General features: G+C 61.7%; 19 protein-coding genes and 1 riboswitch. Of the genes, 7 read left to right on the forward strand and 12 right to left on the reverse strand.

The window, feature by feature from the left end:
• Genes thiS through thiC form a run of 4 tightly spaced genes read right to left on the reverse strand, consistent with a single transcriptional unit; the run spans position 1 to position 4,568 of the window.
• A complete protein-coding gene (thiS, locus tag ACRCYW_RS19675; RefSeq protein WP_438551685.1) occupies positions 1-207 on the reverse strand; it encodes a sulfur carrier protein ThiS in 207 nt (68 codons plus the stop codon).
• Positions 204-998, reverse strand: a complete 795-nt coding sequence (locus tag ACRCYW_RS19680) for a HesA/MoeB/ThiF family protein (protein ID WP_438551686.1) — start codon at positions 996-998, stop codon at positions 204-206. The genes thiS and ACRCYW_RS19680 overlap by 4 nt, the downstream gene beginning before the upstream one ends.
• Positions 988-2,553, reverse strand: coding sequence for a thiamine phosphate synthase (gene thiE / locus ACRCYW_RS19685; protein WP_438551687.1), 1,566 nt, complete (start codon positions 2,551-2,553; stop codon positions 988-990). Before thiE ends, ACRCYW_RS19680 begins: the two co-directional genes overlap by 11 nt.
• Complete coding sequence (thiC, locus tag ACRCYW_RS19690) at positions 2,550-4,568, reverse strand: phosphomethylpyrimidine synthase ThiC (RefSeq protein ID WP_438551688.1); 2,019 nt, start codon at positions 4,566-4,568, stop codon at positions 2,550-2,552. Before thiC ends, thiE begins: the two co-directional genes overlap by 4 nt.
• 239 nt (positions 4,569-4,807) lie before the next feature.
• Positions 4,808-4,921: riboswitch (TPP riboswitch) on the reverse strand.
• Positions 4,922-5,005: 84 nt separating this feature from the next.
• On the opposite strand from thiC, the gene ACRCYW_RS19695 reads away from it, so the two are divergent.
• Entirely contained in the window at positions 5,006-6,529 is a 1,524-nt protein-coding gene (locus ACRCYW_RS19695; protein WP_438551689.1) for an aryl-sulfate sulfotransferase, read from the forward strand.
• Between the two features lie 90 nt (positions 6,530-6,619).
• Here ACRCYW_RS19695 and ACRCYW_RS19700 read toward each other — a convergent pair whose 3' ends face one another.
• The 3 genes from ACRCYW_RS19700 to ACRCYW_RS19710 form a co-directional block, all read right to left on the reverse strand.
• Positions 6,620-8,101 carry an aerolysin family beta-barrel pore-forming toxin gene (locus ACRCYW_RS19700; protein ID WP_438551690.1) on the reverse strand — a complete coding sequence of 494 codons (1,482 nt, stop codon included), beginning with the start codon at positions 8,099-8,101 and terminating at the stop codon, positions 6,620-6,622.
• Between the two features lie 304 nt (positions 8,102-8,405).
• Positions 8,406-8,885, reverse strand: a complete 480-nt coding sequence (locus tag ACRCYW_RS19705) for a hypothetical protein (protein WP_438551691.1) — start codon at positions 8,883-8,885, stop codon at positions 8,406-8,408.
• An 82-nt stretch (positions 8,886-8,967) separates the two neighbouring features.
• Entirely contained in the window at positions 8,968-9,384 is a 417-nt protein-coding gene (locus ACRCYW_RS19710; RefSeq protein WP_438551692.1) for a DUF5666 domain-containing protein, read from the reverse strand.
• Positions 9,385-9,474: 90 nt separating this feature from the next.
• On the opposite strand from ACRCYW_RS19710, the gene ACRCYW_RS19715 reads away from it, so the two are divergent.
• Both ACRCYW_RS19715 and ACRCYW_RS19720 read left to right on the forward strand, forming a co-directional pair.
• Positions 9,475-10,143, forward strand: a complete 669-nt coding sequence (locus tag ACRCYW_RS19715; RefSeq protein ID WP_438551693.1) for a response regulator transcription factor — start codon at positions 9,475-9,477, stop codon at positions 10,141-10,143.
• A 28-nt stretch (positions 10,144-10,171) separates the two neighbouring features.
• Positions 10,172-11,428, forward strand: a complete 1,257-nt coding sequence (locus tag ACRCYW_RS19720; protein WP_438551694.1) for a sensor histidine kinase — start codon at positions 10,172-10,174, stop codon at positions 11,426-11,428.
• Between the two features lie 79 nt (positions 11,429-11,507).
• On the opposite strand, the gene rimK is transcribed toward ACRCYW_RS19720, so the two are convergent.
• From rimK to metH, 4 genes are all read right to left on the reverse strand, one after another.
• Entirely contained in the window at positions 11,508-12,404 is an 897-nt protein-coding gene (gene rimK / locus ACRCYW_RS19725; protein WP_438551695.1) for a 30S ribosomal protein S6--L-glutamate ligase, read from the reverse strand.
• 147 nt (positions 12,405-12,551) lie between these two features.
• Positions 12,552-13,613: a Gfo/Idh/MocA family oxidoreductase gene (locus tag ACRCYW_RS19730; RefSeq protein ID WP_438551696.1), complete on the reverse strand. Its 1,062-nt coding sequence runs from the start codon at positions 13,611-13,613 to the stop codon at positions 12,552-12,554.
• A gap of 132 nt (positions 13,614-13,745) precedes the next feature.
• Positions 13,746-14,162, reverse strand: coding sequence for a hypothetical protein (locus ACRCYW_RS19735; RefSeq protein WP_438551697.1), 417 nt, complete (start codon positions 14,160-14,162; stop codon positions 13,746-13,748).
• 28 nt (positions 14,163-14,190) lie between these two features.
• A complete protein-coding gene (gene metH / locus ACRCYW_RS19740) occupies positions 14,191-17,862 on the reverse strand; it encodes a methionine synthase (protein WP_438551698.1) in 3,672 nt (1,223 codons plus the stop codon).
• Between the two features lie 222 nt (positions 17,863-18,084).
• Here metH and ACRCYW_RS19745 point away from each other — a divergent pair, with 222 nt between their 5' ends.
• Positions 18,085-19,362 (forward strand): cation:proton antiporter, encoded by a 1,278-nt coding sequence (locus ACRCYW_RS19745; RefSeq protein ID WP_438551699.1) that lies wholly within the window; start codon positions 18,085-18,087, stop codon positions 19,360-19,362.
• Positions 19,363-19,828: 466 nt separating this feature from the next.
• A complete protein-coding gene (locus ACRCYW_RS19750; RefSeq protein WP_438551700.1) occupies positions 19,829-20,005 on the forward strand; it encodes a hypothetical protein in 177 nt (58 codons plus the stop codon).
• Positions 20,006-20,078: 73 nt separating this feature from the next.
• Here ACRCYW_RS19750 and ACRCYW_RS19755 read toward each other — a convergent pair whose 3' ends face one another.
• A complete protein-coding gene (locus ACRCYW_RS19755) occupies positions 20,079-20,600 on the reverse strand; it encodes a GNAT family N-acetyltransferase (RefSeq protein WP_438551776.1) in 522 nt (173 codons plus the stop codon).
• A 194-nt stretch (positions 20,601-20,794) separates the two neighbouring features.
• On the opposite strand from ACRCYW_RS19755, the gene ACRCYW_RS19760 reads away from it, so the two are divergent.
• Together ACRCYW_RS19760 and ypfJ are read left to right on the forward strand one after the other, a co-directional pair.
• Positions 20,795-21,058 carry a hypothetical protein gene (locus tag ACRCYW_RS19760; RefSeq protein ID WP_438551701.1) on the forward strand — a complete coding sequence of 88 codons (264 nt, stop codon included), beginning with the start codon at positions 20,795-20,797 and terminating at the stop codon, positions 21,056-21,058.
• 74 nt (positions 21,059-21,132) lie between these two features.
• Positions 21,133-21,987, forward strand: coding sequence for a KPN_02809 family neutral zinc metallopeptidase (ypfJ, locus tag ACRCYW_RS19765; protein WP_438551702.1), 855 nt, complete (start codon positions 21,133-21,135; stop codon positions 21,985-21,987).
• Positions 21,988-22,064 lie beyond the last annotated feature (77 nt).

Raw genomic sequence — 22,064 nt, forward strand, 5'->3', positions numbered from 1 at the left:
TCAGCCTCCGGCAATGGCGGTAAAGAGGTGAAGTTCGTCTCCGTCATTGAGACGGGTCTCGGCCCAGCGGCCACGGGGCAGCACGGCGCCGTTAAGGGCCACCGCCACCCCCTGGGGGTTGACCCCTTGCGCCGCCAGCAGGTCGGCCACGCTCTGCCCTGTCGCCAGCGGCTGGGCTTTATCGTTGAGTCGAATGGTCAAGGTCATGGGGTGATCTCCTTATCGTGTGTCGGGCATCGGCGCTGCCCGCAGACCGGGCAATCGGGATCGGGGGCCAGAGTGAGGGTCTGCCACTGATGGGCCAACGCATCGAAACGGCGCAATGTGCCGGCCACCGGGCTCGGCATCCCGAGCAGCAGTTTCAGTGCCTCCAGCGCCTGCAAAGAGCCCATCACTCCGACCAGCGGGCCGGTGACGCCGCTGCTCTGGCAGCTCTCTTTGATCTTGGTATCCAGCGGATAGAGGCAGGCGTAGCAGGCGTGATCCGTACCTGTACGCGCCATCAGCTGCCCCTGCCAGCCCACCGCAGCGGCACAGATCCAGGGCTTGCCCTGCTCCACGCAGGCGGCGTTGATGGCCTGGCGGGTGGCGAGGTTGTCGCAGCAATCGATCACCAGATCTACCTCGGCCACAAACTCCGGCAGGCTGGCGGCATCGAGTCGCTGGTTGATGGCAATCAGCTCCACCAGCGGGTTGTGGGCCGCCAAGCGCTCGCGGGCCAGCTCCGCCTTGGAGTGGTTGACCGCCTCGCTATCGAACAGGATCTGGCGCGGCAGATTGCTGGAATCCACCGTGTCGCCATCGGCCAGCCAGAGGGTGCCCACCCCGGCCCCGGCCAGATAGAGGGCCAGCGGCGAGCCCAGGCCGCCGAGGCCGACCACCAGCACCGACTTCTCTTTGAGCCGTGCCTGCCCCGCCTCACCGATCTCGGCCAGCATCAGCTGGCGGCCATATCTCAGGTACTCTTCGTCACTGAGAGGCACCTCGTCAGAGAGCATGTGCAGCCTCCTTTGCCGGGATGGCGGAAAGTGCCGGATCCCCTGCCCCCACGGCGGCCAGCAGCCGGGCCGTGGCACTTTGCCAGTCGTCGCTGGCTGTGATGGCAGAGACCAGGGCTATGCTGCCGACCCCACTCTCCTGCACCGCCGCTATGCGCGACTCGCCTATGCCGCCGATGGCGACCGTGGGCCAGTCCGCCATCAGGGAGCGGTAGTGGTACAGCCGCACCAGCCCCTGGGGGCGGGACGGCATCTGCTTGGTGTTGGTGGGGAAGATATGGCCAAGCGCGATGTAGGACGGGGCGAGTTCCCGCGCCCGCATCAGCTCGAAGTAACCGTGGGTGGAGATGCCGAGGCGCAGGCCGGCAGCCTGGATGGCGGCAAGATCCGCCGTCTCCATGTCCTCCTGCCCCAGGTGCACGCCGTAGGCGCCAGCCTCGATGGCTTGCTGCCAGTAATCGTTGATAAAGAGCCGGGCCCGATGCTGGCGCCCGAGCGCTACCGCCCTGGCGATGGCAGGCGCCACCGAAGCAGCCGGTAGGTCTTTTATCCGCAGCTGGATTGTCTTGACCCCCTCACCCAGCAGCCGCTCCAGCCACTGCACCGAATCCACCACGGGATAGAGGCCGAGGCTGTGTTCGGTTTGGGCGAAGGGGCCTCGGGGCAGGCGAGCCTCGCTGGCAGGACAGAGACCGAAGCGGCGATCCAGTTCAGACCCCGGCAGCACGGCGCGGGGGAACCGGGCGAGCTCGGTCGGCCAGCCGAGGTGGGCGATGGGGCCTGGGCCGGCCCCCACCCCTTGCGCCCCTGCCAGCCCTTGTTGCAAATAGGCGCGCGCTAGCGTGATGGCATCCTCCACCGGGTAATCCAGCGCCACGACGGCGGCGATGGCGCTGGCGTAACAGCAGCCGGTGCCGTGGCCGTGACGGGTGGCGAGGCGCGGCGCTGCCAGCCAGAACTCACGGTCCTCATCCTGGTAGTAGTCGAGGCAGTGATCCCCGCTCCAGCCGAGGTGGCCGCCCTTCACCAGCACGGCGCGGGCACCGAGTTCACGCAGCCGAGCCGCCCCCGCCCGCACCAGCGCCGGGCTGGTCGACGGAATGCCGGTCAGGGCTTCCAGCTCTGGGCCGTTGGGGGTGATGAGGGACAGCTTTGGCAGCAGGTGATCGCGCACCGCCGCCAGCATGTTTGGCTCCGCCATGGGGGTGCCTGTGCTCGCGATGGCGACCGGGTCATAGACAACGAAGGGGGCGCTCAGGGTATCGAGCCGCCGGGCCAGCACCTCCACGTGCAGCCGGGTCGGCAGCAGGCCTATCTTGATGGCGGCGGGGGGCAGATCGACGCCGAGGGCGTCGATCTGGGCACAGAAGCTCTGCATCAGCACGGGATCCACCATCTTCACCGCCACCGAATTCTGGGCCGTGATGGCGGAGATCACCGAGCAGCCGTGCACGCCGAGGGCGTGCATCGTATGCAGATCGGCCTGGATGCCGGCGCCGCCCCCGGAGTCCGAACCAGCTATGGTCCAGACGATGGGTTTGGATTCGCCACTCATGCTTCTTCCCGCTCCTGCTTGAGCGCGGCGGCCTGATGGTAGAGCTCGCCCCCCTTCTCCTTGAACACTTCGGCCATCTGGGCCATGCCGGTTTCCACCTCGGCCATTACAGACTCGGGCTGACCATCCATACCCACCAGTTTCACCTCGACCGCTTCCAGCTTGGCGGCGTAGTCGCGCACGTCCTGGGAGATCTTCATGGAGCAGAACTTGGGGCCGCACATGGAGCAGAAGTGCGCCACCTTGCCGGACTCCTGGGGCAGGGTCTCGTCGTGGTAGGCGCGGGCGGTCTCGGGATCCAGCGCCAGGTTGAACTGATCCTCCCAGCGGAACTCGAAGCGCGCCTTGGACATGGCGTTGTCGCGGATCTGGGCACCCGGGTGGCCCTTGGCGAGATCCGCTGCGTGGGCGGCGATCTTGTAGGTGATGAGGCCTTGCTTCACGTCTTCCTTGTTCGGCAGCCCCAGGTGCTCCTTGGGGGTGACGTAGCAGAGCATGGCGCAACCGTACCAGCCGATCATGGCGGCGCCAATGCCGGAGGTGAAATGATCGTAGCCGGGGGCAATATCGGTGGTGAGCGGCCCCAGGGTGTAGAAGGGCGCCTCATGACAGTGTTCCAGCTGCTCGGTCATGTTGCGCTCGATCATATGCATGGGCACGTGGCCCGGCCCCTCGATCATCACCTGCACGTCATACTCCCAGGCGATCTTGGTGAGTTCACCCAGGGTGTGCAGCTCGGCGAACTGCGCCTCGTCGTTGGCGTCATAGACGGAGCCCGGACGCAGGCCATCCCCAAGGGAAAGTGCCACGTCGTAGGCCGCGCAGATCTCGCAGATCTCGCGGAAGTGCTGGTAGAGGAAGTTTTCCTTGTGGTGGGACAGGCACCACTTGGCCATGATGCTGCCACCGCGGGAGACGATGCCGGTGAGGCGCTTGGCGGTCATGGGCACGTAGCGCAGCAAGACGCCGGCGTGGATGGTGAAGTAATCCACCCCCTGCTCAGCCTGCTCCAGCAGGGTGTCGCGGAACAGCTCCCAGGTGAGATCCTCGGCGATGCCGTTGGTCTTCTCCAGCGCCTGATAGATGGGCACTGTACCGATGGGCACAGGGCTGTTGCGCAGGATCCACTCGCGGGTCTCGTGGATGTAGCGACCGGTGGAGAGATCCATGACGGTGTCGGCGCCCCAGCGGGTGGACCAGACCAGCTTCTCCACTTCCTCTTCGATGCTGGAGGTGACCGCCGAGTTGCCGATATTGGCGTTGATCTTCACCAGGAAGTTTCGGCCGATGATCATGGGCTCGGCTTCCGGGTGGTTGATGTTGCTGGGGATGATGGCGCGGCCGGCGGCCACTTCATCGCGCACGAATTCCGGCGTGATGTTCTCGGGCAGACGGGCACCGAAGCCCTGACCGGGATGCTGGCGCAGCAGCAGCTCGGAGCGCACGCGCTCGCGGCCCATGTTCTCGCGAATGGCGATAAATTCCATCTCGGGGGTGACCATGCCCTGGCGGGCGTAGTGCAGCTGGGTTACCCACTTTCCAGCCTTGGCGCGGCGGGGTTTTGGCAGGTGTTCGAAGCGCAGATGATCCAGCCCCTCGTCCGCCAGGCGCTCCTGGGTGAAGGTGGAGCTCAGGCCCGGCAGCGGCTCTGTGTCGCCCCGCTCCAGTACCCAGGCTTCCCGCAGGCGCGGCAGGCCGAGGCGCACGTCGATCTGGGCGTTCTCGTCCCCGTAGGCGCCCGAGGTGTCATAGACGGGCACGGGATCGTTCGGCTCGAACTTCGGCTCCTCCTTGCTGCCACCGACGAAGGTGTCGGCCAGGGCGATCTCCCGCAGCCCTACCCGGATATCGGTGCGAGAGCCCTGGATGAAGATGCGCCTGGAGTTGGGATGGGCCATGCCCTTCAAGTTGTCGATAAAACGCTGGGCGCTGGCACGCTGCTCGCGGCGGCCGGCAGGTTTGGCTTGTTCTGAAACGGACTGGACTTCTGGTGCGGACTGGATTGGGGTAGACATAGCAAAACTCACATTAACTGGTTGAAGTTATGGGTGTTTGCTTGTCTGGAGTTCGAGGAGAAGATGAACCTGCGAGCGGATGTGCGTCGAGAGTGAGTGGTGCCAGTCTGCTGACCCCTCCTGCCCTGCACAGACCCTCCCTGATGGGTGGTTCGGCGAGGCTGGCTCCCTCTCGTGCGCTGGCTTGCCGGGGCTGACCCTGTAGCAAGCAGGAAGCTGATGCTCCCAAGCGCGGCAACTCGCAAGTTACCCTTGTTTCCCTTCGCAGGTTCTAGCCTGATCAGGTTCCACGGATCCCGAATTAACGGTCTCAGCTTAGCGTCGTTCGACGGTCAGCACTCCGACAAGATGGCGCCAGTATATACGGCTCCGTCACTAACTCAACTGTGATTTTTTCACTACAATGGAGGCGGTTCATTAACATAAGGATGATGTTTATGAAGATGCATGAACGAGCTTGTCTAATTAGTCTGGTTTGCTTGGGGATCAATGGATGCAATAGCGAGAATGATAGCAAGACGTTGGCTGAGCAACTGAACTTTGATACCACAACACAAGCCGTCGAGAATGACATTAGTCCATCCGTCTTTGTGTCCGCCATTGACTTGAAAGGACTGGATGCTGCTAATATAAAGAATATTTCTTTCACGATAAGACCAAAAGGGGGAAACTATGCGAAACCCGTTTCTGCGACTTACAGTCAGGAATATTTATCTCGCAACGGCTTGTATGACCCCGTGAGTCAAAAAATACAAATACCTGTATTTGGGCTTTACAGCAGCTACAGCAATGAACTGACACTGAACATTTCATTTGTCGACAACAGTATTTATTCATTCCAAAAAACTCTTATGACAGAGCGTTATACAGACAGTTTCGGTGTCTATGATAACCCTGGAATTACTATCAGGCCGACCGCGACCCCAAGTTACAGCTATTTTTATCTTAAAAGCTCGTTGAAGTCGCCCATCATCATGGATATAGATGGTGAGATTCGCTGGGATATAGATATTAAGAGAGTATCCAGCTCATCAATTTTCATCAATAATGCATTTATTACCGGTAACCCAAAGAGTAAAACAATGGACAGTGTGTCACTCTATGGGGTGCAAAAATCAATCAGCCTCAATGGTACATCCATGGGTTCCGATGCCTACTTCCATCACAATATAGACCCAGGTAAAACTGGAATGCTTATTGAATTGGACGGCACCACTGATGGGGCATTAAAGATTGAGTCTTTCTTGAGTGAAATAGATACAGATGGCAATGTCATAAAAGAGTGGGATCTCGGGAAAATATTCTCCGAATATATGCTGCAGGAAGGTGATGATCCCAGCAATTTCGTTCGTAACGGCATTGACTGGTTTCATATGAATGCAGCTGCCTATGATCCCTCGGATGATACGCTAATCATTTCCAGTCGTGAAAATTTCGTCGTAAAACTGGATTACAACACAGGGAAACTAATCTGGTTGCTGGGAGATGAGACCAAGCATTGGTATTCCTATCCTTCACTGCAGAAGCTAGCCATTTCTCTCACCTCAGGCCAAGTCCCCATAGGTCAACACGCCGTCTCGATCACCAATGAAGGGAAATTAATGCTGTTCAACAATGGACGGAAAAGCTTCAATAATCCATCAGGGACTCCGGCCGGCATTGATCTGGCCAGCAGCCAGACTGCGATTTTTGATATAGATTCTCAGAATAGAAAGGGCCAGATGGTATGGAACTTCGATGATGGGATCTACTCAGATATTTGTTCGAGCATCTATCAAGACAAAACCACGCCTCAAGGAGATTATCTTATTAATTATGCTGCAGCAGAGAATAGAACTCGCGTCGTAATCCAGGGTGTGGATCAGAACAAGCAGAAGCTGTTCGAGTTTACCTATCCGAGCCCCTGTCCAACCTCATGGAATGCAATCCAGATCCCCTTGGAAAACATTACTTACCAGTAAAAAGGCTGGCAGTGAAAAGACTAAAATGCCCCCCACAAATAAAAACCGGGCCAAGGCCCGGTTTCACATACTGTTCTCACTGCCACAGGATCACTGGTCGGTGGCGGGCTCCAGCTTGATCTGAACGTTGTCAAAGCCCAGCGCCGAGAGCTCGCTGGCATCCAGAGGCATCTCCAGACGCAAGCCTGGTGTCGGGCTATCGACGCTGCGGGCGCGGCGCACCTTGCTGTCAGCCCCGATGGGCACGGGGGCGCCGATTTCGATGTTGCCGGCAAACTGGCTCTCGGCGTGGAAGTCACCCGTGATGCTGGCGCGCACCGGGCGCAACACCCTGGCCAGGGCATTCTTCATGGTATCGGCACCGTTCTGCTGTATGGTCCAGTTCCAGTCCCACCACTTCACCTCACCCGGGATGTAGCGCTTGTCCCACTGGTAGCGGATGCTGCTCGCCTTGTCCTTGAACGGACCCATGACGAAGGTGTGGTTCCAGGTCGGCCGGTTGTCCGGATGGGTGTGCCAGGCGTTGCCGCCCCAGCGCAGGAAGCCATTCAGAGCGAGATCATAGCTGACGTCCGCCTTGAACTCGTAGGGGTAGGAGATGTTCGCCTTGTAGAGCTCGATCTTCACCGGGATCTTGGAGCGGGCAGGCACGGTCGGGCGCGCCGACTGGGAGAGGGAGGTGGTGGTCGCCCCCCCGTTCTGGGAGGCCCAGGACTGGCTCGCGGCGATCTCGATGGAGAGCTCAGTCTCCCCCACCAGGGGCCACTTGAACTTGTTCTTGGTGGAGACCTTCTCGCTCAGGCCATAGGTGTTGGTCTTGGACCAGTTGGTGGCCGTGTCGTAGCGCAGGGTTACGTCATAGCCGGACTGGGGGGTATCGCTGTCGTTGACGGCCCAACCCACCACCGTCTTGATCAGGGTGCGATCGGACTGGGTCACCTCACCGTGGCTGAAGCTCTCGGGATCCAGGGTGTAGGCGAAGTTGCTGACCCGGATGCTGGTCTTCTCGCCGCAGCGATAGCCATCGCAGCCGCCGCTGTTGTTGCCGCGGATCAGCCAGCTGTCGCCGTCTTGGGTCACGTCCATGTCCTCGCCCACATAGGGGCTGTGGTTACCACCGACCCAGGCGTAACCGAGATAATGGGCGAGGTAGCTGGCGGGCTTGATGAAATTCGCGCTGTCATGGACCAGCCGCCATTGCACGTCCACTTCATCCCCGTCAGGAATATTCAGCGCAGGCAATACGGGTATTTCGCTGGTGACCGGGTTGGTCGGATAACACCAGGTGTTTGACGCCTTGCCGGGCTTTATTTCGCCATTGTATCCCGACCCCATAATAACCCAGCCATTGGCCAGTCCGGTTATCTGCCATTGCCCCATCATGGCCACAATATTATTGCGGACACTCTGTGCCTCTTCCCGATTAACAGGGCGATAATTGGCCCCGCACACCTCTTCCCCGAGCGAGAAGAGACGCAACTGGTCAGGGTAGATGGGCTCTGCCCCGTAGGCCTGGCTCATCATCAGCGTCGAGATGGTCAACGCCAAACCGGTTATTTTCAGTTTATCCATAGCTCCCCCAATATTGTAGGTATAGGCATGCGAATGATATTTATCTTGCTGCATGCCAGAGGGAACATATCAGTCAGAAAAATGATTGATTGCGATCGAGTCCACACTTTAATTATCAAATGATGTTCTAAACATAATTAATTGGTGAATTTCCATTTGATGACAAATTAAATATCAGAGTAATTACTTTATTATTTAATTTGTAATTTTCGTGGTGTTAAAGTTTTTAATTATTGAATATGGGGCCGATGCCATTAACGCTGGCTATCACTCCGTCAGATATCTTCGTCATATTCCAGGCAAACTATTCGGGATCCTCTTCCGGATTGGGGATCAGCACCTCGGTCAGCCGTCCCTCCTCATCCCGGGTCAATACCAGTCTGCGGCCCACTTGCAGATCCGCCGGGCTGCCGTTCAACCAGCGGGTCTGGGTATCGAGCACCAACACCCCCAGCTCCTGCAGCAACAGGGTTTGCCCCACCACGGCGAGCAGCCGATCTTCGGCCCGCGACCACTGGCCGCTCTGGGCCGCGCTCGGCGGTCTGCTGAGGAGGTGGATCAGCTCGGCGACCCCATGGCGGCTCTCGATGGCGAGCCGCATGCCTGGCCTGAGGGCATCCGGCCCGTCGATGCCCACCAGATCGGCGCTGCCGAGCTCCAGCTCAGCCCCCTGAAACTGCAGGCGGATGCCGTCGTTGTGTTCCAGTTCCACCAGCCAGAGCTCGGGCTCCATGGCCAGGGCTCCGAGTGGCAGCATGCAGAGGATGAGCGGGGTATTTGTCATGGGGGACCTCAGGGTCGTGGCGACTCGAGGTTTAACTATGGGCCGGGTCTGGCCTTTTTTCCGGCCGTCGGCAATCCGGGGGTCAGTCCTCTTCCTGGCAGCGGCTCAGACGCATGCCGTCAAACTTGCACTCCAGCTCCAGCCAGCGTCCCTCGAAGGGGGCCAGGCTGCCGTCCGAGGCAACATAACCCCAGATCCGTCCCTGCTCCACCGGCCCCTCCAGATCCATCTCATCCTCCTCCTCCAGCGCCTCCACCTCGCGGATCAGGCGGCGATCACCCCGCATCTCCCCCTCCAGCTCGACCCAGGTGCCGCCGAGATGGTCTTCATCGAGGCCATCCTTGAAGCGGGTCTCCTCATCGATGACGAAGGGAATGCCGTTGACCATCAGCTGACCCAGCTGCCAGCTGGTGCGGCCGATCAGCTTGAACTCAGATGCATGCGCCGCGCCAAAGGGCAGCAAAATCAATAGCAAGAGAGCACACAGGGGCTTCGTCATCGGGGATCCTCGGGGTTACACTGGCACACAGCATGCCTCATCCGGTGTGAAGCGGCCGTGAAATCGCGGCCACAACCAGGAGATCAGAACATGAAAATACTGGTGGTGGAAGACAATCCCCAGGTGACGGAGACCATCATGGACTACCTGGAGCTCGCGGGGCACCAGCTGGACTGCGCCTATCACGGCCAGGCCGCCCTGCAACTGCTGGCGGAACAGCGCTTCGATGTCATCATCATGGACGTCATGATGCCGCGCCTCGACGGCCTGCGCACCGTGGAGCAACTGCGGGCCGACGGCATCCCGACCCCTGTGCTGTTTCTCACCGCCCGGGACAGCCTGGACGACAAGCTGGCAGGCTTTCGCGCCGGTGGCGACGACTACCTGGTCAAGCCTTTCGCCATGGAGGAGCTGGAAGTCAGGTTGCAGGCCCTTGCTCTGCGTGGCCCCCGCGGCGATCTGGGGGTGCTCAGCTTCGGCGAGCTGACGGTGGATCCCGCCAGCGGCCGGGCCAGGCGAGCCGGGGTTGAACTCAAGCTCGGCAAGATCCCGTTCCAGATCCTCAGCCTGCTGGTCAAACGCGCCCCCCAGCTGGTGACGCGCCAGGAGGTGCTCGATACCGTCTGGGGGGATGAGGAGCCGGACTCCGACGCCCTGCGCAGCCACATCTATGCCCTGCGCAACGCCCTCGACAAGCCCTTCCCCACCCCCATGCTGGAGACCCTGCACGGCCAGGGTTACCGGCTGGTCTCCCCATGAGACGGTCACCGATGCCGAGGGCCATCCCATGAGCCTGCCGAGACTGCGCCATCGGCTGATCCTGGTGCTGGGGGGGGCCGGGCTCCTGCTGCTGGCCACCCTCAGCCTGCTGATGGTGGTAGCCGAGAACAAGATGGAGGAGCTGAGCCTGCGCCACTGGCTGGAGGCGGAAGTCACCCGTTACGGCGACGACTGGCTGCGCCTCGGCGAGCTGGCCCCCGCCCCCAGCCCTCGCCAGTTCTCCAGCTACTGGACCCAGGCCGGGCGCCTCCCCGCCTGGCTCAAGCCCTACCAGACCCCGGGCTTCTATGAGCACCAGCTCGGCGAGGAGGACAAGCACTTTCTGGTGCGCCCCCACCCCTCCGGTCAGGGCCTGCTCTATCTGGTGTTCAACGACGACGCCGACGACTACCTGGATCCTTACGAGGACAGGCTGCACCTGATCACCCGGCTGATCGGCCTCACCCTGCTGCTGGGCTGCGTCGCCTTCGGCATCTGGCTGGTGCGCCACATCACAAGGCCGCTGGAGCGGCTGCGTCAGCGAGTCGCCCACCTCACCCCGGATCAGGCCGACTTCGTGCCGGACGCCCCCTGGCAGGAGCTGCGGGAGATAGAGCTGGCGCTGCTGGCGGGCAAGCAGGAGGTCGCCGCCGTGTTCGCCAGGGAGCAGGAGTTCAGCCGTTTCGCGAGCCACGAGCTGCGCACCCCCAACATGGTGATCCAGGGTTCCGCGGCCCTGCTCGGCAAGGTCACCGACCTGCCCGCCCCGGCGGCCCGGGCGGCGGGGCGCATCCGCGCCGCCAGCGACGAGATGGCCCTGCTCACCGAGACCTTCCTGCTGCTGGGTCGCAAGGAGGCGGTGGAGCGTCCGTCCCAGCAGGTCGCCCCGCTGATCCGCCGGGAACTGGCCCGACTCGCCCCCCTGCTGCAGCGGGAGAGCGTCGAGATCAGGTTGCAGCTGGACGAGCAGAGCGAGGTAGAGGCCCCCCTCTCCCTGCTCGCCATCGCGCTCGGCAACCTGCTCAAGAATGCCCTCAGCTACGCCGACGGCCACATCGAGATCACCCTGAACCAGCAGACCCTCACCATCAGCAACCCCACGGCGGCGGCGCCGGATCAGATCCTGGGATACGGCTGTGGCCTGACCATCATCCAGCGCATCTGCGAGAAGCTGGGCTGGCATATCAGCACCCGGCTGGAAGAGGGGGTGTTCAGCGCCAGGCTGGAGATGAGCCCAGGCACCTTGAGCAGTGAGGCCTCATCAAACGCTGATGAGGCGGGGTGAGGACTCTAAACCCCACCAGGAGCCAGAAACGACAAGGCGCCCGAGGGCGCCTTGTCTGTTCCAACCATCCGTTGTGCCGTCACTCCGCCGGCTTGTGCTTGCGGCTGGCCTTGAGTTCGAGGAACTCGATGATCTTGCCCGCCACGTCCTTGCCGGAGGCGGCTTCCACCCCCTGCAGGCCGGGGGAGGAGTTCACCTCCAGCACCAGGGGGCCACGGGCGCTGCGCAAGATGTCCACCCCGGCCACGTCCAGCCCCATGATCTTGGCGGCCTGCACCGCGGTCGCCCGCTCTTCGGGGCTAATCTTGATCGCCTCGGCGGTGCCGCCGCGATGCAGATTGGAGCGAAACTCCCCCGGCTGGGCCTGACGGCGCATGGCGGCCACCACCTTGCCGTTGACCACCAGGCAGCGGATGTCGGCGCCGTTCGCCTCGCGGATATACTCCTGCACCAGGATGTTGTTGTTGGTCTGGATGAAGGCCTCGATCACGCTCTCGGCAGCCTTCTGGGTCTCGCACAGAACTACCCCTATGCCCTGGGTGCCTTCCAGCAGCTTCACCACCAGGGGCGCGCCGCCCACCATGGTAATCAGATCCGGTACGTCGTGGGTGCTGTGGGCATAGCCGGTGATGGGCAGGCCGATACCGTGGCGTGACAGCAGTTGCATGGCACGCAGCTTGTCGCGGGAGCGGGAGATGGCCACCGAACTGTTCAGGGCCATAGTATTCATCATCTCGAACTGGCGCAGCACGGCGGTGCCGTAGAAGGTGATGCTGGCGCCGATCCGCGGGATCACGGCGTCATAGCTCTCCAGCTCCCGGCCCTCGTAGTGGATGGAGGGGCTGTGGGAGGCGATGTTCATGTAGCAGCGCAGGGTGTCGAGCACCTCGACCTGATGCCCGCGGGCCCGGGCCACCTCGACCAGGCGGCGGGTGGAGTAGTTGTTGGGCTCGCGGGATAAAATGGCAATATTCATGGAAATGGCAGACCTGATAATCGGACTGGAGAGTATAAGGTGCCATGAACGACTGGCAACGCCAATCCTTTCCCCTCACCATGCGCCGTTCTGCAAGAAGGCGCCAAGACAGAGAGCGTTGTTTTGCAAACGCCCTCCAAGACAGTTTCAATGCGGGCCGCGCAGCCTCTGTTGCAGTCCGAGCAGCAGCCCCACCTCCTGCAGACGACGTGCCGTGACCCCGGCCCATCCCGCAGGGGGGATTGGCGCCAGCAGGGTCTGTGCGATACAGTGACGATAGAGGGGCCCCTCCAGTTGCCAACTCTGTACCAGGCCGTTCTCGTGATGGTGCAACCAGGCCCGGTTGCCACTGCGCAGCAGCTCCAGCACGCGGCCATCTTTGAGCGTCAGGCATACTCCCTTCTTCTCCATCCCGGGTCCCGCGTACTTGTCGAGCCAGAGGGTCAGCGGCACCCCGGCCGCCTCCCCGCGCAGGCAGGCGCGCCCCTCGGCGGTGCTCAGATCCCCGAACGCTATAGGCTGGCCCAGCCGATCGCAGACCCCCTCCGCCACCAGACGCAGGCTGTTGTCCCCGCCGAGGGCCACCAGCAGCTCGCGGATCATGGCCAGCACATGGGTGCCGATGTCGAGGATGACCCCGTCCGGGTGATGGAAGATCCGCTGATCCGGCTCACCCGTGGCGAAGTTGAGGGCGAAGGGATGACCCTCTGCATCTATGCCGCAGGGCTCCAGCAGGAAGCCCTCCACCTCGGCCACGTCCAGAATGGTCGCTGGCCGAACTCTGGTCTCCCCCGTCAAGGGCTGCCAGCCGGCATCCAATCCACCGCCGAGCAGTTGCTGAACGGCAATGCGCGCCATCCAGTGATCCAGTGCCAGCACCCGACCCGCCACGGCGGGATCCGCCAGCAGGGCCTGCAGGCGGTCGTGCTGGGCCAGGCTGGCCACCACGGGCTTCTCCACAAGGATGAGGGGGATGGCGCTCGCCAGCGCCTGCTCCAGCACCGGCAGGTGCAGCAGAGAAGGCGTTGCGATGACCAGCCGGTCCAGGGGCAGAGCCAGCAGGGCCTCCAGACTCGGGGTTTGCGTCACCCCAGGCAGGGTTCGCGCCGGATCAAAGCCCCAGATCTCAGCATCTTCCGCCAGCGCAGCGAGGGCAGGTAGATAGGCGGTCTGTACCACGGCCCCCAGGCCGACAAATCCAATCTTCATAACAACCTCGCTGCAGAGTCCATAGACCCGTGAATGGGCCAACCGGGTGGCAGGTTACACTGAGCTGGCACAGGTCAGGTGACACGCCGAGAGAAAGCATCACCTTCATATCAATAAAAAGAGGAAGCTGACTCAATGGAGGTGGCCGACACCGCTTTGCTCCATGCGCCAGCGCAGCACTGCCCGATCAAAATCTGCCCTGGCCCGGGTGATGTATCGCTCCGACCGTTGCAGAAAGCACGCAAGATGATCCCGATGGATCTGCGCCCTCTTCACCACGAACCGGGCCGGTTCATGGGAAGTGCCGTCCCGCCGCTTGCGTTCACGCCACTCCACCCTGTGGTTCAATCCTTCACGCAGGGCCACCATCTCCGGTGAGTCATAGAAGCGATCCCGCTCATGGAAGAAGCCGGCCAGCGCAGAGGCCGATACATCCAACGCCCGGCAGAAGACCTTGAAGTCGATAAATCCCTCGTCATCCGCTTCGGCCAGACAGCGGCTGATCAGTGCCTCATCCGGCCATGCCTCATTATCTCTTGCCTTGTCCATGTCTTCTCCTAGCCACTTACTGACCTGATCAATGCAGGTTAGGTCCCAGCCAGCGCTCGGCTTCCACCAGCGTCATGCCCTTGCGCACCGCATAGTCTTCCACCTGATCCTTCTGGATCTGCGCCACCGCGAAGTACTTGCTGTCGGGGTGGGAGAAGTACCAGCCGGACACCGCCGCCCCCGGCCACATGGCGTAGGACTCGGTGAGTTTCATGCCGATGGCCTGTTCCACCTCCAGCAACTCCCAGATGCTCCCCTTCTCCGTGTGCTCCGGGCAGGCGGGGTAGCCGGGTGCCGGGCGTATGCCGCGGTAATTTTCGCGAATGAGCTCTTCGTTGCTGAGCGCCTCGTCCGGGGCATAGCCCCAGTGCACTTTGCGCACCTGTTCGTGCAGGTACTCGGCGAAGGCCTCCGCCAGACGGTCGCACACCGCCTGGATGAGGATGGCGTTGTAGTCGTCATGCTCCGCCTTATAGGCGTTGGCGATGGCCTCCTCGCCGATGCCACCGGTGACGGCGAAGGCACCGATCCAGTCCGCCTTGCCGCTCTCTTTCGGCGCCACATAGTCCGCCAGGCAATAGTTCGGGAAGCCCTGCTTCTCGCTCTGCTGGCGCAGGTGATGCAGCACTTTTCTGACCTGGATACGCGACTCATCGGTATAGACCTCTATGCTGTCTCCCACGGCGTTGGCGGGGAACAAGCCTATGATGCCGGCGCAGCGCACGCTTTGATCCAGCTCGAGTTTATCCAACATGGCGTTGGCATCGGCAAACAGCTTGGTCGCCTCTTCACCAATGATCTCGTCTTCCAGGATGCGCGGATACTTGCCCGCCAGCTCCCAGCTCAGGAAAAACGGCGTCCAGTCGATGTAAGGGCGCAGCACGGAAATGGGCACGTTCTCGAATTTCTGCACCCCGGGCTCGCGGGGCGCGGGGGGCTCATAGCCGACCCAGTCCAGCTGATGACGGTTGGCGCGGGCATGGGCCAGGCTGACCGGCTTGGATCTCGGTTGCTTGCGGGCGTGCTGATCCCGCGCGATCTCGTACTCCTTGTCGATGCGAGCGACGAAGGCGGGCTTGAGCTCAGGGCTCAGCAGGCTTTGGGCCACCCCGACCGCGCGCGACGCGTTCGACACATAGACCACGGGCTCGGAGTAGTTCTGCTCTATCTTGACCGCGGTGTGAGCCTTGGAGGTGGTGGCGCCGCCGATGAGCAGGGGCAGCTTGAAACCCTGACGCTCCATCTCTTTGGCCACGTGCACCATCTCGTCCAGGGACGGGGTGATCAGGCCCGACAAGCCTATGATGTCGGCGTTCACCTCCCGCGCCGTCTTGAGGATGGTCTCGCAAGAGACCATGACCCCGAGATCGACGATCTCGAAGTTGTTGCACTGCAGCACCACGCCGACGATGTTCTTGCCGATGTCGTGCACGTCCCCCTTCACGGTGGCGAGCACTATCTTGCCGTTGCTGAACCCCCCCTGCTTCTCCGCCTCGATATAGGGCTGCAGATAGGCCACCGCCCGTTTCATCACCCGGGCGGACTTCACCACCTGGGGCAGGAACATCTTGCCGGCACCGAACAGGTCGCCGACCACGTTCATGCCGTCCATCAGGGGGCCTTCAATGACGTGCAACGGCCGCTCTGCTCCGGCCCGCGCCTCTTCGGTATCCTCCTCGATGAAATCGGTGAGCCCCTTGACCAAGGCGTGCTCCAGCCGCTTGCCCACCGGCCAGCTGCGCCACTCCTGATCCCGCGGATCCTCGGCCTGGGCACCGGCGCCGCGGTACTTCTCGGCGATGGCCAACAGCGCCTCGGTGGCATCGGGATTGAGGTTGAGCACCACGGCCTCAACCTTCTCTTTCAGCTCCGCCGGTATGTCTTCATAGATGGCGAGCTGGCCAGCGTTGACTATCCCCATGTCCATGCCGTTCTGGATGGCGTGATAGAGGAAGACGGCGTGGATGGCTTCACGCACCGGCTCGTTGCCGCGGAAGGAGAAGGAGACGTTGGAGACGCCGCCGGAGATCATGGCGTGGGGCAGGTTGTCTTTGATGTCCTTCACCGCCTCGATGAAGTCCACCGCGTAGTTGTTGTGCTCCTCGATCCCGGTCGCCACCGCGAAGATGTTGGGATCGAAGATGATGTCTTCCGGCGGGAAGCCCACTTGATCCACCAGGATGCGATAGGCACGCTGGCAGATCTCGAACTTGCGTGCGCGGGTGTCCGCCTGGCCCACCTCGTCGAACGCCATGACGATGACGGCGGCGCCGTAGCGACGCAGCAGTTTGGCCTGTTGGATGAATTTCTCCTCCCCCTCCTTCATGGAGATGGAGTTGACTACCGGCTTGCCCTGCACGCACTTGAGGCCAGCCTCCAGCACCTCCCACTTGGAGGAGTCGATCATCACGGGCACTCGGGCGATGTCCGGCTCGCCGGCGATCAGGTTCAGGAAGCGCACCATGGCCGCCTCGGCGTCCAGCATGCCCTCGTCCATGTTGATGTCGATGATCTGGGCGCCGCTCTCCACCTGCTGCTTGGCCACCTCGAGGGCCTCGTCGTAGAGTCCCTCCTTGATCAGCCGCTTGAACTTGGCCGAGCCGGTGACGTTGGTGCGCTCCCCCACGTTCACAAACATGGAGTCCGCCTGGATGATGAGGGGCTCGAGGCCAGACAGCCGGCAGGCCACCGGGATCTCCGGCAGGGCGCGAGGGCGGATGCCGGCGACCGCGTCGCTCATGGCGCGGATATGGGTCGGGGTGGTGCCGCAGCAGCCCCCCACCAGGTTCAGGAAGCCGCTCTGAGCCCACTCGCGGATATGTTCCGCCATCTCGACCGCGTCGAGATCGTACTCACCGAACGCATTGGGCAGGCCGGCGTTGGGGTGGGCGCTGACATGGGACTCGCTGATCCGCGACAGCTCCTCCACGTACTGGCGCAGCTCGTCCGGTCCGAGGGCACAGTTGAGGCCGAAGGAGATGGGTTTGACGTGGCGAAGCGAATGATAGAAGGCTTCCGTGGTCTGGCCGGAGAGGGTACGACCGGAGGCGTCCGTGATGGTGCCGGAGATCATCACCGGCAGGGCGTGGCCCAGCACCTCGAATACCCCTTCCACCGCGAAGGCGGCGGCCTTGGCGTTCAGGGTGTCGAAGATGGTCTCGATGAGGATGATGTCGGCGCCCCCCTCGATCAGGGCGTGGGTCGACTCCGTGTAGGCGGCCACCAGCTCGTCATAGGTGACGTTGCGCTTGCCGGGATCGTTGACGTCCGGCGAGATGGAGGCGGTGCGGTTGGTGGGCCCCAGCACCCCGGCCACGAAGCGCGGCTTGGACGGATCTTTCGCGGTCCACTCGTCCGCCACGGCGCGGGCCAGACGGGCGGCCTCCCGGTTGATCTCGGCGGAAAACTCCTCCATCTCGTAATCGGCCATGGCGATACGGGTGGCGTTGAAGGTGTTGGTCTCGAGGATGTCGGCCCCGGCGGCGCAGTATTGATCGTGGATCTCTCGGATCACCGCGGGCTTGGTCAGCACCAGCAGGTCGTTGTTGCCCTTGATGTCGGTGTGCCAGTCGGCGAAGCGCTCGCCCCGGTAGTCCGATTCACCGAGCTTGTAGCCCTGGATCATGGTGCCCATGGCCCCGTCGATGATCAGGATCCGTTCCTTCAGGCAGGCTTCCAGCTTCTTTTTTATGTTCGACATTGTGTTCGACACCGCTCGTTCCTCTTACATCCATGCAACTGCGCGAAGCCCATCCTAGCAGCAAACAAATCAAATGGAAATCTAGCCGTCTATCTGTCTATTTCAACGATTAAATATAACCATAAATAGGTAATGAGTGCATCAGGTGCCGAGAGTACCCTATGCCCGTCCTCCATCGGGATACGTGCTTGCTGTTTACTAAAGATAAAGAGAAAAATAACTATGAGCGTCTACTACACACTCTGCTTCCTGGCAGCCTTGGCGATCTTCATCGCCTTTGCCAATCAGTATGTTGTGAAGATCCAGACCACCATCGCCATCACCGCAGGATCCATGCTGATCTCCGCCCTGATGGTGCTGTTTGGTAAGTTGGGATGGTTCAATCTGGAACCTCTTGCCGTCAAGACCATGGAGAGCATCGACTTCCAGAATTTCCTGTTGAAGGGGATCCTGGGCTTCCTGCTGTTCGCCGGTGGCCTCGGCATCAATCTGAAGGCGCTGCGTAGCCAGAAGTGGGAGATCACCATTCTCTCCATAGTGGCGACCCTGCTCTCCACCTTCCTCATCGGCTACGGCTTCTGGTTCATCGCCAAGCTGCTGGGCTGGGAGCTGCCGCTGGTCTACTGCATGCTGTTCGGCGCGCTGATCTCCCCCACCGACCCCATCGCCGTACTGGCCATCGTCAAGAAGATGAAGGCGCCACCCCAGATCGCCATCCAGATCGAGGGGGAATCCCTGTTCAACGACGGCGTCGGCCTCGTCATCTTCGCCACCGTGTTTGCCGTGGCCTTCGGCGGCGTGGAGCCCACCTTCACCAGCGTGGCCGGCCTCTTCCTGCATGAGGCCCTCGGCGGCATCCTGTTCGGCGCCGTGCTGGGCCTCATCGCCCACGTGATGATCAGCGCCACCGACGACGGCTCCCTCGAGCTGCTGCTGACCCTGTGCATCCCGACCGCGGGCTTCGCCTTCGCCAACATGATCGGCGTCTCCGGCGCCCTGGCCATGGTGGTCACCGGCATCATGATCGGCAACTGGACCCGGAACGTGGGCTTCTCCGAGCAGAGCAAGCATCACCTGGACCACTTCTGGGAGTTGATGGATCAGTTCCTCAACGCCCTGCTGTTCCTGCTGATCGGTCTGGCGCTGGTACTGCTGGAACTCGAATGGCAAGACTGGATCCTGCTGGTCATAGCAGTGCCACTCTGCCTGGCCGCGCGCTTCATCAGCGTCTCCCTGCCCTATGTGGCCTTCCGACGTTTTCGCCGCTACAACACCTTCTCCATCCGCATCCTGACCTGGGGCGGCCTGCGCGGTGGCCTGGCCATGGCCATGGCCCTGGCGCTGCCCTCCGGCGTCATGGTGCTGCCGGAGCACGGTGTCGATCTGCGGGAGGTGATCCTGGTGATGACCTATGCGGTGGTGATGTTCTCCATCGTGGTGCAGGGGATGACCATCACCCCCATGATCACGGCAGCCAAGAAGGCCAGCGGCGGCTACTAAGCTGTCGTTTTGAGCCATCACGGCCAACAAAAAGGGCTCCCTATGGGAGCCCTTTTGCTGTACTGTCACTGGTGAACCCGGTGGCTTTTCTACTCACCAGCGAAATATCTGTTTGCTTTTCATTCATTTTGCGGAGAGAATGCGCGCCGGCTAGTTAATCAGCCCTGATTATGTTCGTAATGCTTCACCGTTAGATGAATCCTGCCAGTACACACATAACCTCCCTCTGATTTACTCGCCTCGAAAACCGTCAGGCTGTCTGCCTGCGTTGCCCGGTTTTCACGGCGCAGACCCGATCTGCCCACTCCCAAGTAGCACCATGCCTTCGCATGATCCTTGGCTCATTCCTTGAAAAGTGCAGACGCCCCTGTAGGGCTGGGTATTCCTGCGTGGATCTGACCACGCCCATCGACCTGATATTTGCAAAAACAAGGAGCAAAACACCTAATTTATATAGAGAAATACCATGATGAAAGCAGTACAAACACACAAACCCCTGCGTCGCAGCAAGCCCATCAACCTGCCCCCGCAAGAGCAGGATCATGATGCCTTCCTGATCCAGTTCAGCACCCGTTTCAGCGGTGGCTTCGCCATCTCCTGTGACGGCATCCCCGGCGAGTTCTCTATCGAGGATCTCAACTGATCACCCTGCCTCACGGCAGACTCGACGCAGACAGGCCGCAACTCACGGCGGCCTCCTTTGCTATCTCGCCGACTCAGACCGGCACGCTCTCCCTGCCCGGATCCTCCAGCAGCAGGCACTCCTCCTCGCTGTCACCCAGTTTGACCAGTTTGCCCTGACTCAGCCCCAGCTTGGCCAGCAGCGCGACCGAGCGCTCGTTGCCCGGGGTGACGATGGCGATCACCCGCTCTATGCCGAGCCGCTCCCGCCCATCCTTGAGCGCAGCCTGCGCCGCCTCGACCCCGTATCCCAGACCGCGGTAAGCCGGCAGGAAGGCGTAACCGATGTCTTCGCAGGGCAGGGTATCGCGCTTGATGAGACCGCAGATGCCGATCCTGGCGTCATCCTCCCGCCGGCTCACCAGATAGAGGCCGTGCCCGTGCCGGGCATAGCTGACCACCGGCCCCTGCTGGATATAGTCTTCGGCATCGCTCAGGGTGCGAACACCCCGATCGCCGATCCAGCGGTGGAAATCCCCATCGTTGAGCAGTTCGAGGATGAAGGGGGCATCGGTGAGATTGAGCTCGCGCAGGGCGAGACGCTCGGAGAGGATCATGGCAAGGGCTCTTCTTCTGGTCATAAACGGGAACACGACGAGCCAACAAGACTGCCCCCCCGCTTCGCCCTTGGCAAGGGGGGTGGGTAAAAAGTGCGGCAACCCTGTCGCCACATGGCCGGGAGTCACGAGCCGGAACCGGCTATACTGCTCCCCCTATTCAGACAATCAGTACCAAGATCAGGACAGAGACCATGACGGAATCCACCGAATTTTTCGACGAACAGACCCTGCTGGAGATGGTTGATAACCAGCTCGCCGACGGCAACCCGCTGCAGGTGAAGGCTACTCTGATGCGGCTGGTGATGAAGGGCACCCCGCGGGAAGAGGCGCTGCAATACATCGCCTGCGCCCTCGGCGCCGAGCTGATGGCGATGGAAGCGGACCAGGGTCCCTTCAACCTGACCCGCTACGCCGATTTCCTCGACAGCCTGCCCGAGATGCCCTGGGCCGAATGACCTCCCCTCGTTAGGCAAGGCGCTCTGCCAGCCATTATCATTACTGCCACGGCCAATCACGGGAGCAGGCAGACATGCGCTGGCAAAATCGTCGGGAGAGCAACAACGTGGAAGACAGGCGCCAGGAGGGCGGTGGCAGTGGGGGCGGCGGCTTTCCCATCGGCGGCAAGGGTCGTCTCATCCTGGTGGTCGTGGTGATGATCGCCGGCTACTACGGCGTGGACTTGAGCCCGCTGCTCAACGATCCTGCCCCGCAGACCCAGGCACAGCGCCAGAATGTGTCTCAGCCGGCCAATGATCCCCTCGCCAAGTTCACCTCAGTGATGCTCGCCTCCACCGAGGATGCCTGGAGCGAGATCTTCGCCCAGAGCGGCAGCCAGTATCAGCCCCCCAAGCTGGTGCTCTATCGCGGCGCCACCCGTACCGGCTGCGGTCAGGGCCAGTCGGTGATGGGCCCCTTCTACTGCCCGGCGGACAGATCCGTCTACATCGATCTCTCCTTCTATCAGGACATGCGCGACAAGCTCGGGGCCGACGGCGACTTCGCCCAGGGCTATGTGGTCGCCCACGAGGTGGGTCATCACGTGCAGAACCTGCTCGGCATCTCCACCAAGGTGCGCCAGCAGCAACAGGGGCTGAGCCAGGCCGCCCAGAACAGGCTGTCGGTCAAACTCGAACTGCAGGCCGACTGCTTCGCCGGGGTCTGGGGCCACTACATGGAGCGGGAGCAGGTGCTGGAACACGGCGATCTGGAGGAGGCCCTCAACGCCGCCCAGGCCATAGGTGACGACCGACTGCAGCAACAGGGTCAGGGCCGGGTGGTGCCGGACAGCTTCACCCATGGCAGCTCGGCCCAGCGTCTCGCTTGGTTCAAGAAGGGCTTCGACAGTGGCAAGCCCGCCAGCTGCGACACCTTCGCCGCCCGCTAGGCGAAGATGCAGCAAGTTAAAGAGCCGACCTCAGGGTCGGCTCTTTGTTATGGATCCGTCGGTGTTATGGTCTATCG

This window comes from Aeromonas sp., assembly GCF_051657805.1.
GTDB lineage: Bacteria > Pseudomonadota > Gammaproteobacteria > Enterobacterales > Aeromonadaceae > Aeromonas.

Excerpts from the sequence above, each read along its gene's own strand:
- thiS (WP_438551685.1), bottom strand. The coding sequence starts at position 207 with ATGACCTTGACCATTCGACTCAACGATAAAGCCCAGCCGCTGGCGACA.
- ACRCYW_RS19680 (WP_438551686.1), bottom strand. The coding sequence starts at position 998 with ATGCTCTCTGACGAGGTGCCTCTCAGTGACGAAGAGTACCTGAGATAT.
- thiE (WP_438551687.1), bottom strand. The coding sequence starts at position 2,553 with ATGAGTGGCGAATCCAAACCCATCGTCTGGACCATAGCTGGTTCGGAC.
- thiC (WP_438551688.1), bottom strand. The coding sequence starts at position 4,568 with ATGTCTACCCCAATCCAGTCCGCACCAGAAGTCCAGTCCGTTTCAGAA.
- ACRCYW_RS19695 (WP_438551689.1), top strand. The coding sequence starts at position 5,006 with ATGAAGATGCATGAACGAGCTTGTCTAATTAGTCTGGTTTGCTTGGGG.
- ACRCYW_RS19700 (WP_438551690.1), bottom strand. The coding sequence starts at position 8,101 with ATGGATAAACTGAAAATAACCGGTTTGGCGTTGACCATCTCGACGCTG.
- ACRCYW_RS19705 (WP_438551691.1), bottom strand. The coding sequence starts at position 8,885 with ATGACAAATACCCCGCTCATCCTCTGCATGCTGCCACTCGGAGCCCTG.
- ACRCYW_RS19710 (WP_438551692.1), bottom strand. The coding sequence starts at position 9,384 with ATGACGAAGCCCCTGTGTGCTCTCTTGCTATTGATTTTGCTGCCCTTT.
- ACRCYW_RS19715 (WP_438551693.1), top strand. The coding sequence starts at position 9,475 with ATGAAAATACTGGTGGTGGAAGACAATCCCCAGGTGACGGAGACCATC.
- ACRCYW_RS19720 (WP_438551694.1), top strand. The coding sequence starts at position 10,172 with ATGAGCCTGCCGAGACTGCGCCATCGGCTGATCCTGGTGCTGGGGGGG.
- rimK (WP_438551695.1), bottom strand. The coding sequence starts at position 12,404 with ATGAATATTGCCATTTTATCCCGCGAGCCCAACAACTACTCCACCCGC.
- ACRCYW_RS19730 (WP_438551696.1), bottom strand. The coding sequence starts at position 13,613 with ATGAAGATTGGATTTGTCGGCCTGGGGGCCGTGGTACAGACCGCCTAT.
- ACRCYW_RS19735 (WP_438551697.1), bottom strand. The coding sequence starts at position 14,162 with ATGGACAAGGCAAGAGATAATGAGGCATGGCCGGATGAGGCACTGATC.
- metH (WP_438551698.1), bottom strand. The coding sequence starts at position 17,862 with ATGTCGAACATAAAAAAGAAGCTGGAAGCCTGCCTGAAGGAACGGATC.
- ACRCYW_RS19745 (WP_438551699.1), top strand. The coding sequence starts at position 18,085 with ATGAGCGTCTACTACACACTCTGCTTCCTGGCAGCCTTGGCGATCTTC.
- ACRCYW_RS19750 (WP_438551700.1), top strand. The coding sequence starts at position 19,829 with ATGATGAAAGCAGTACAAACACACAAACCCCTGCGTCGCAGCAAGCCC.
- ACRCYW_RS19755 (WP_438551776.1), bottom strand. The coding sequence starts at position 20,600 with ATGATCCTCTCCGAGCGTCTCGCCCTGCGCGAGCTCAATCTCACCGAT.
- ACRCYW_RS19760 (WP_438551701.1), top strand. The coding sequence starts at position 20,795 with ATGACGGAATCCACCGAATTTTTCGACGAACAGACCCTGCTGGAGATG.
- ypfJ (WP_438551702.1), top strand. The coding sequence starts at position 21,133 with ATGCGCTGGCAAAATCGTCGGGAGAGCAACAACGTGGAAGACAGGCGC.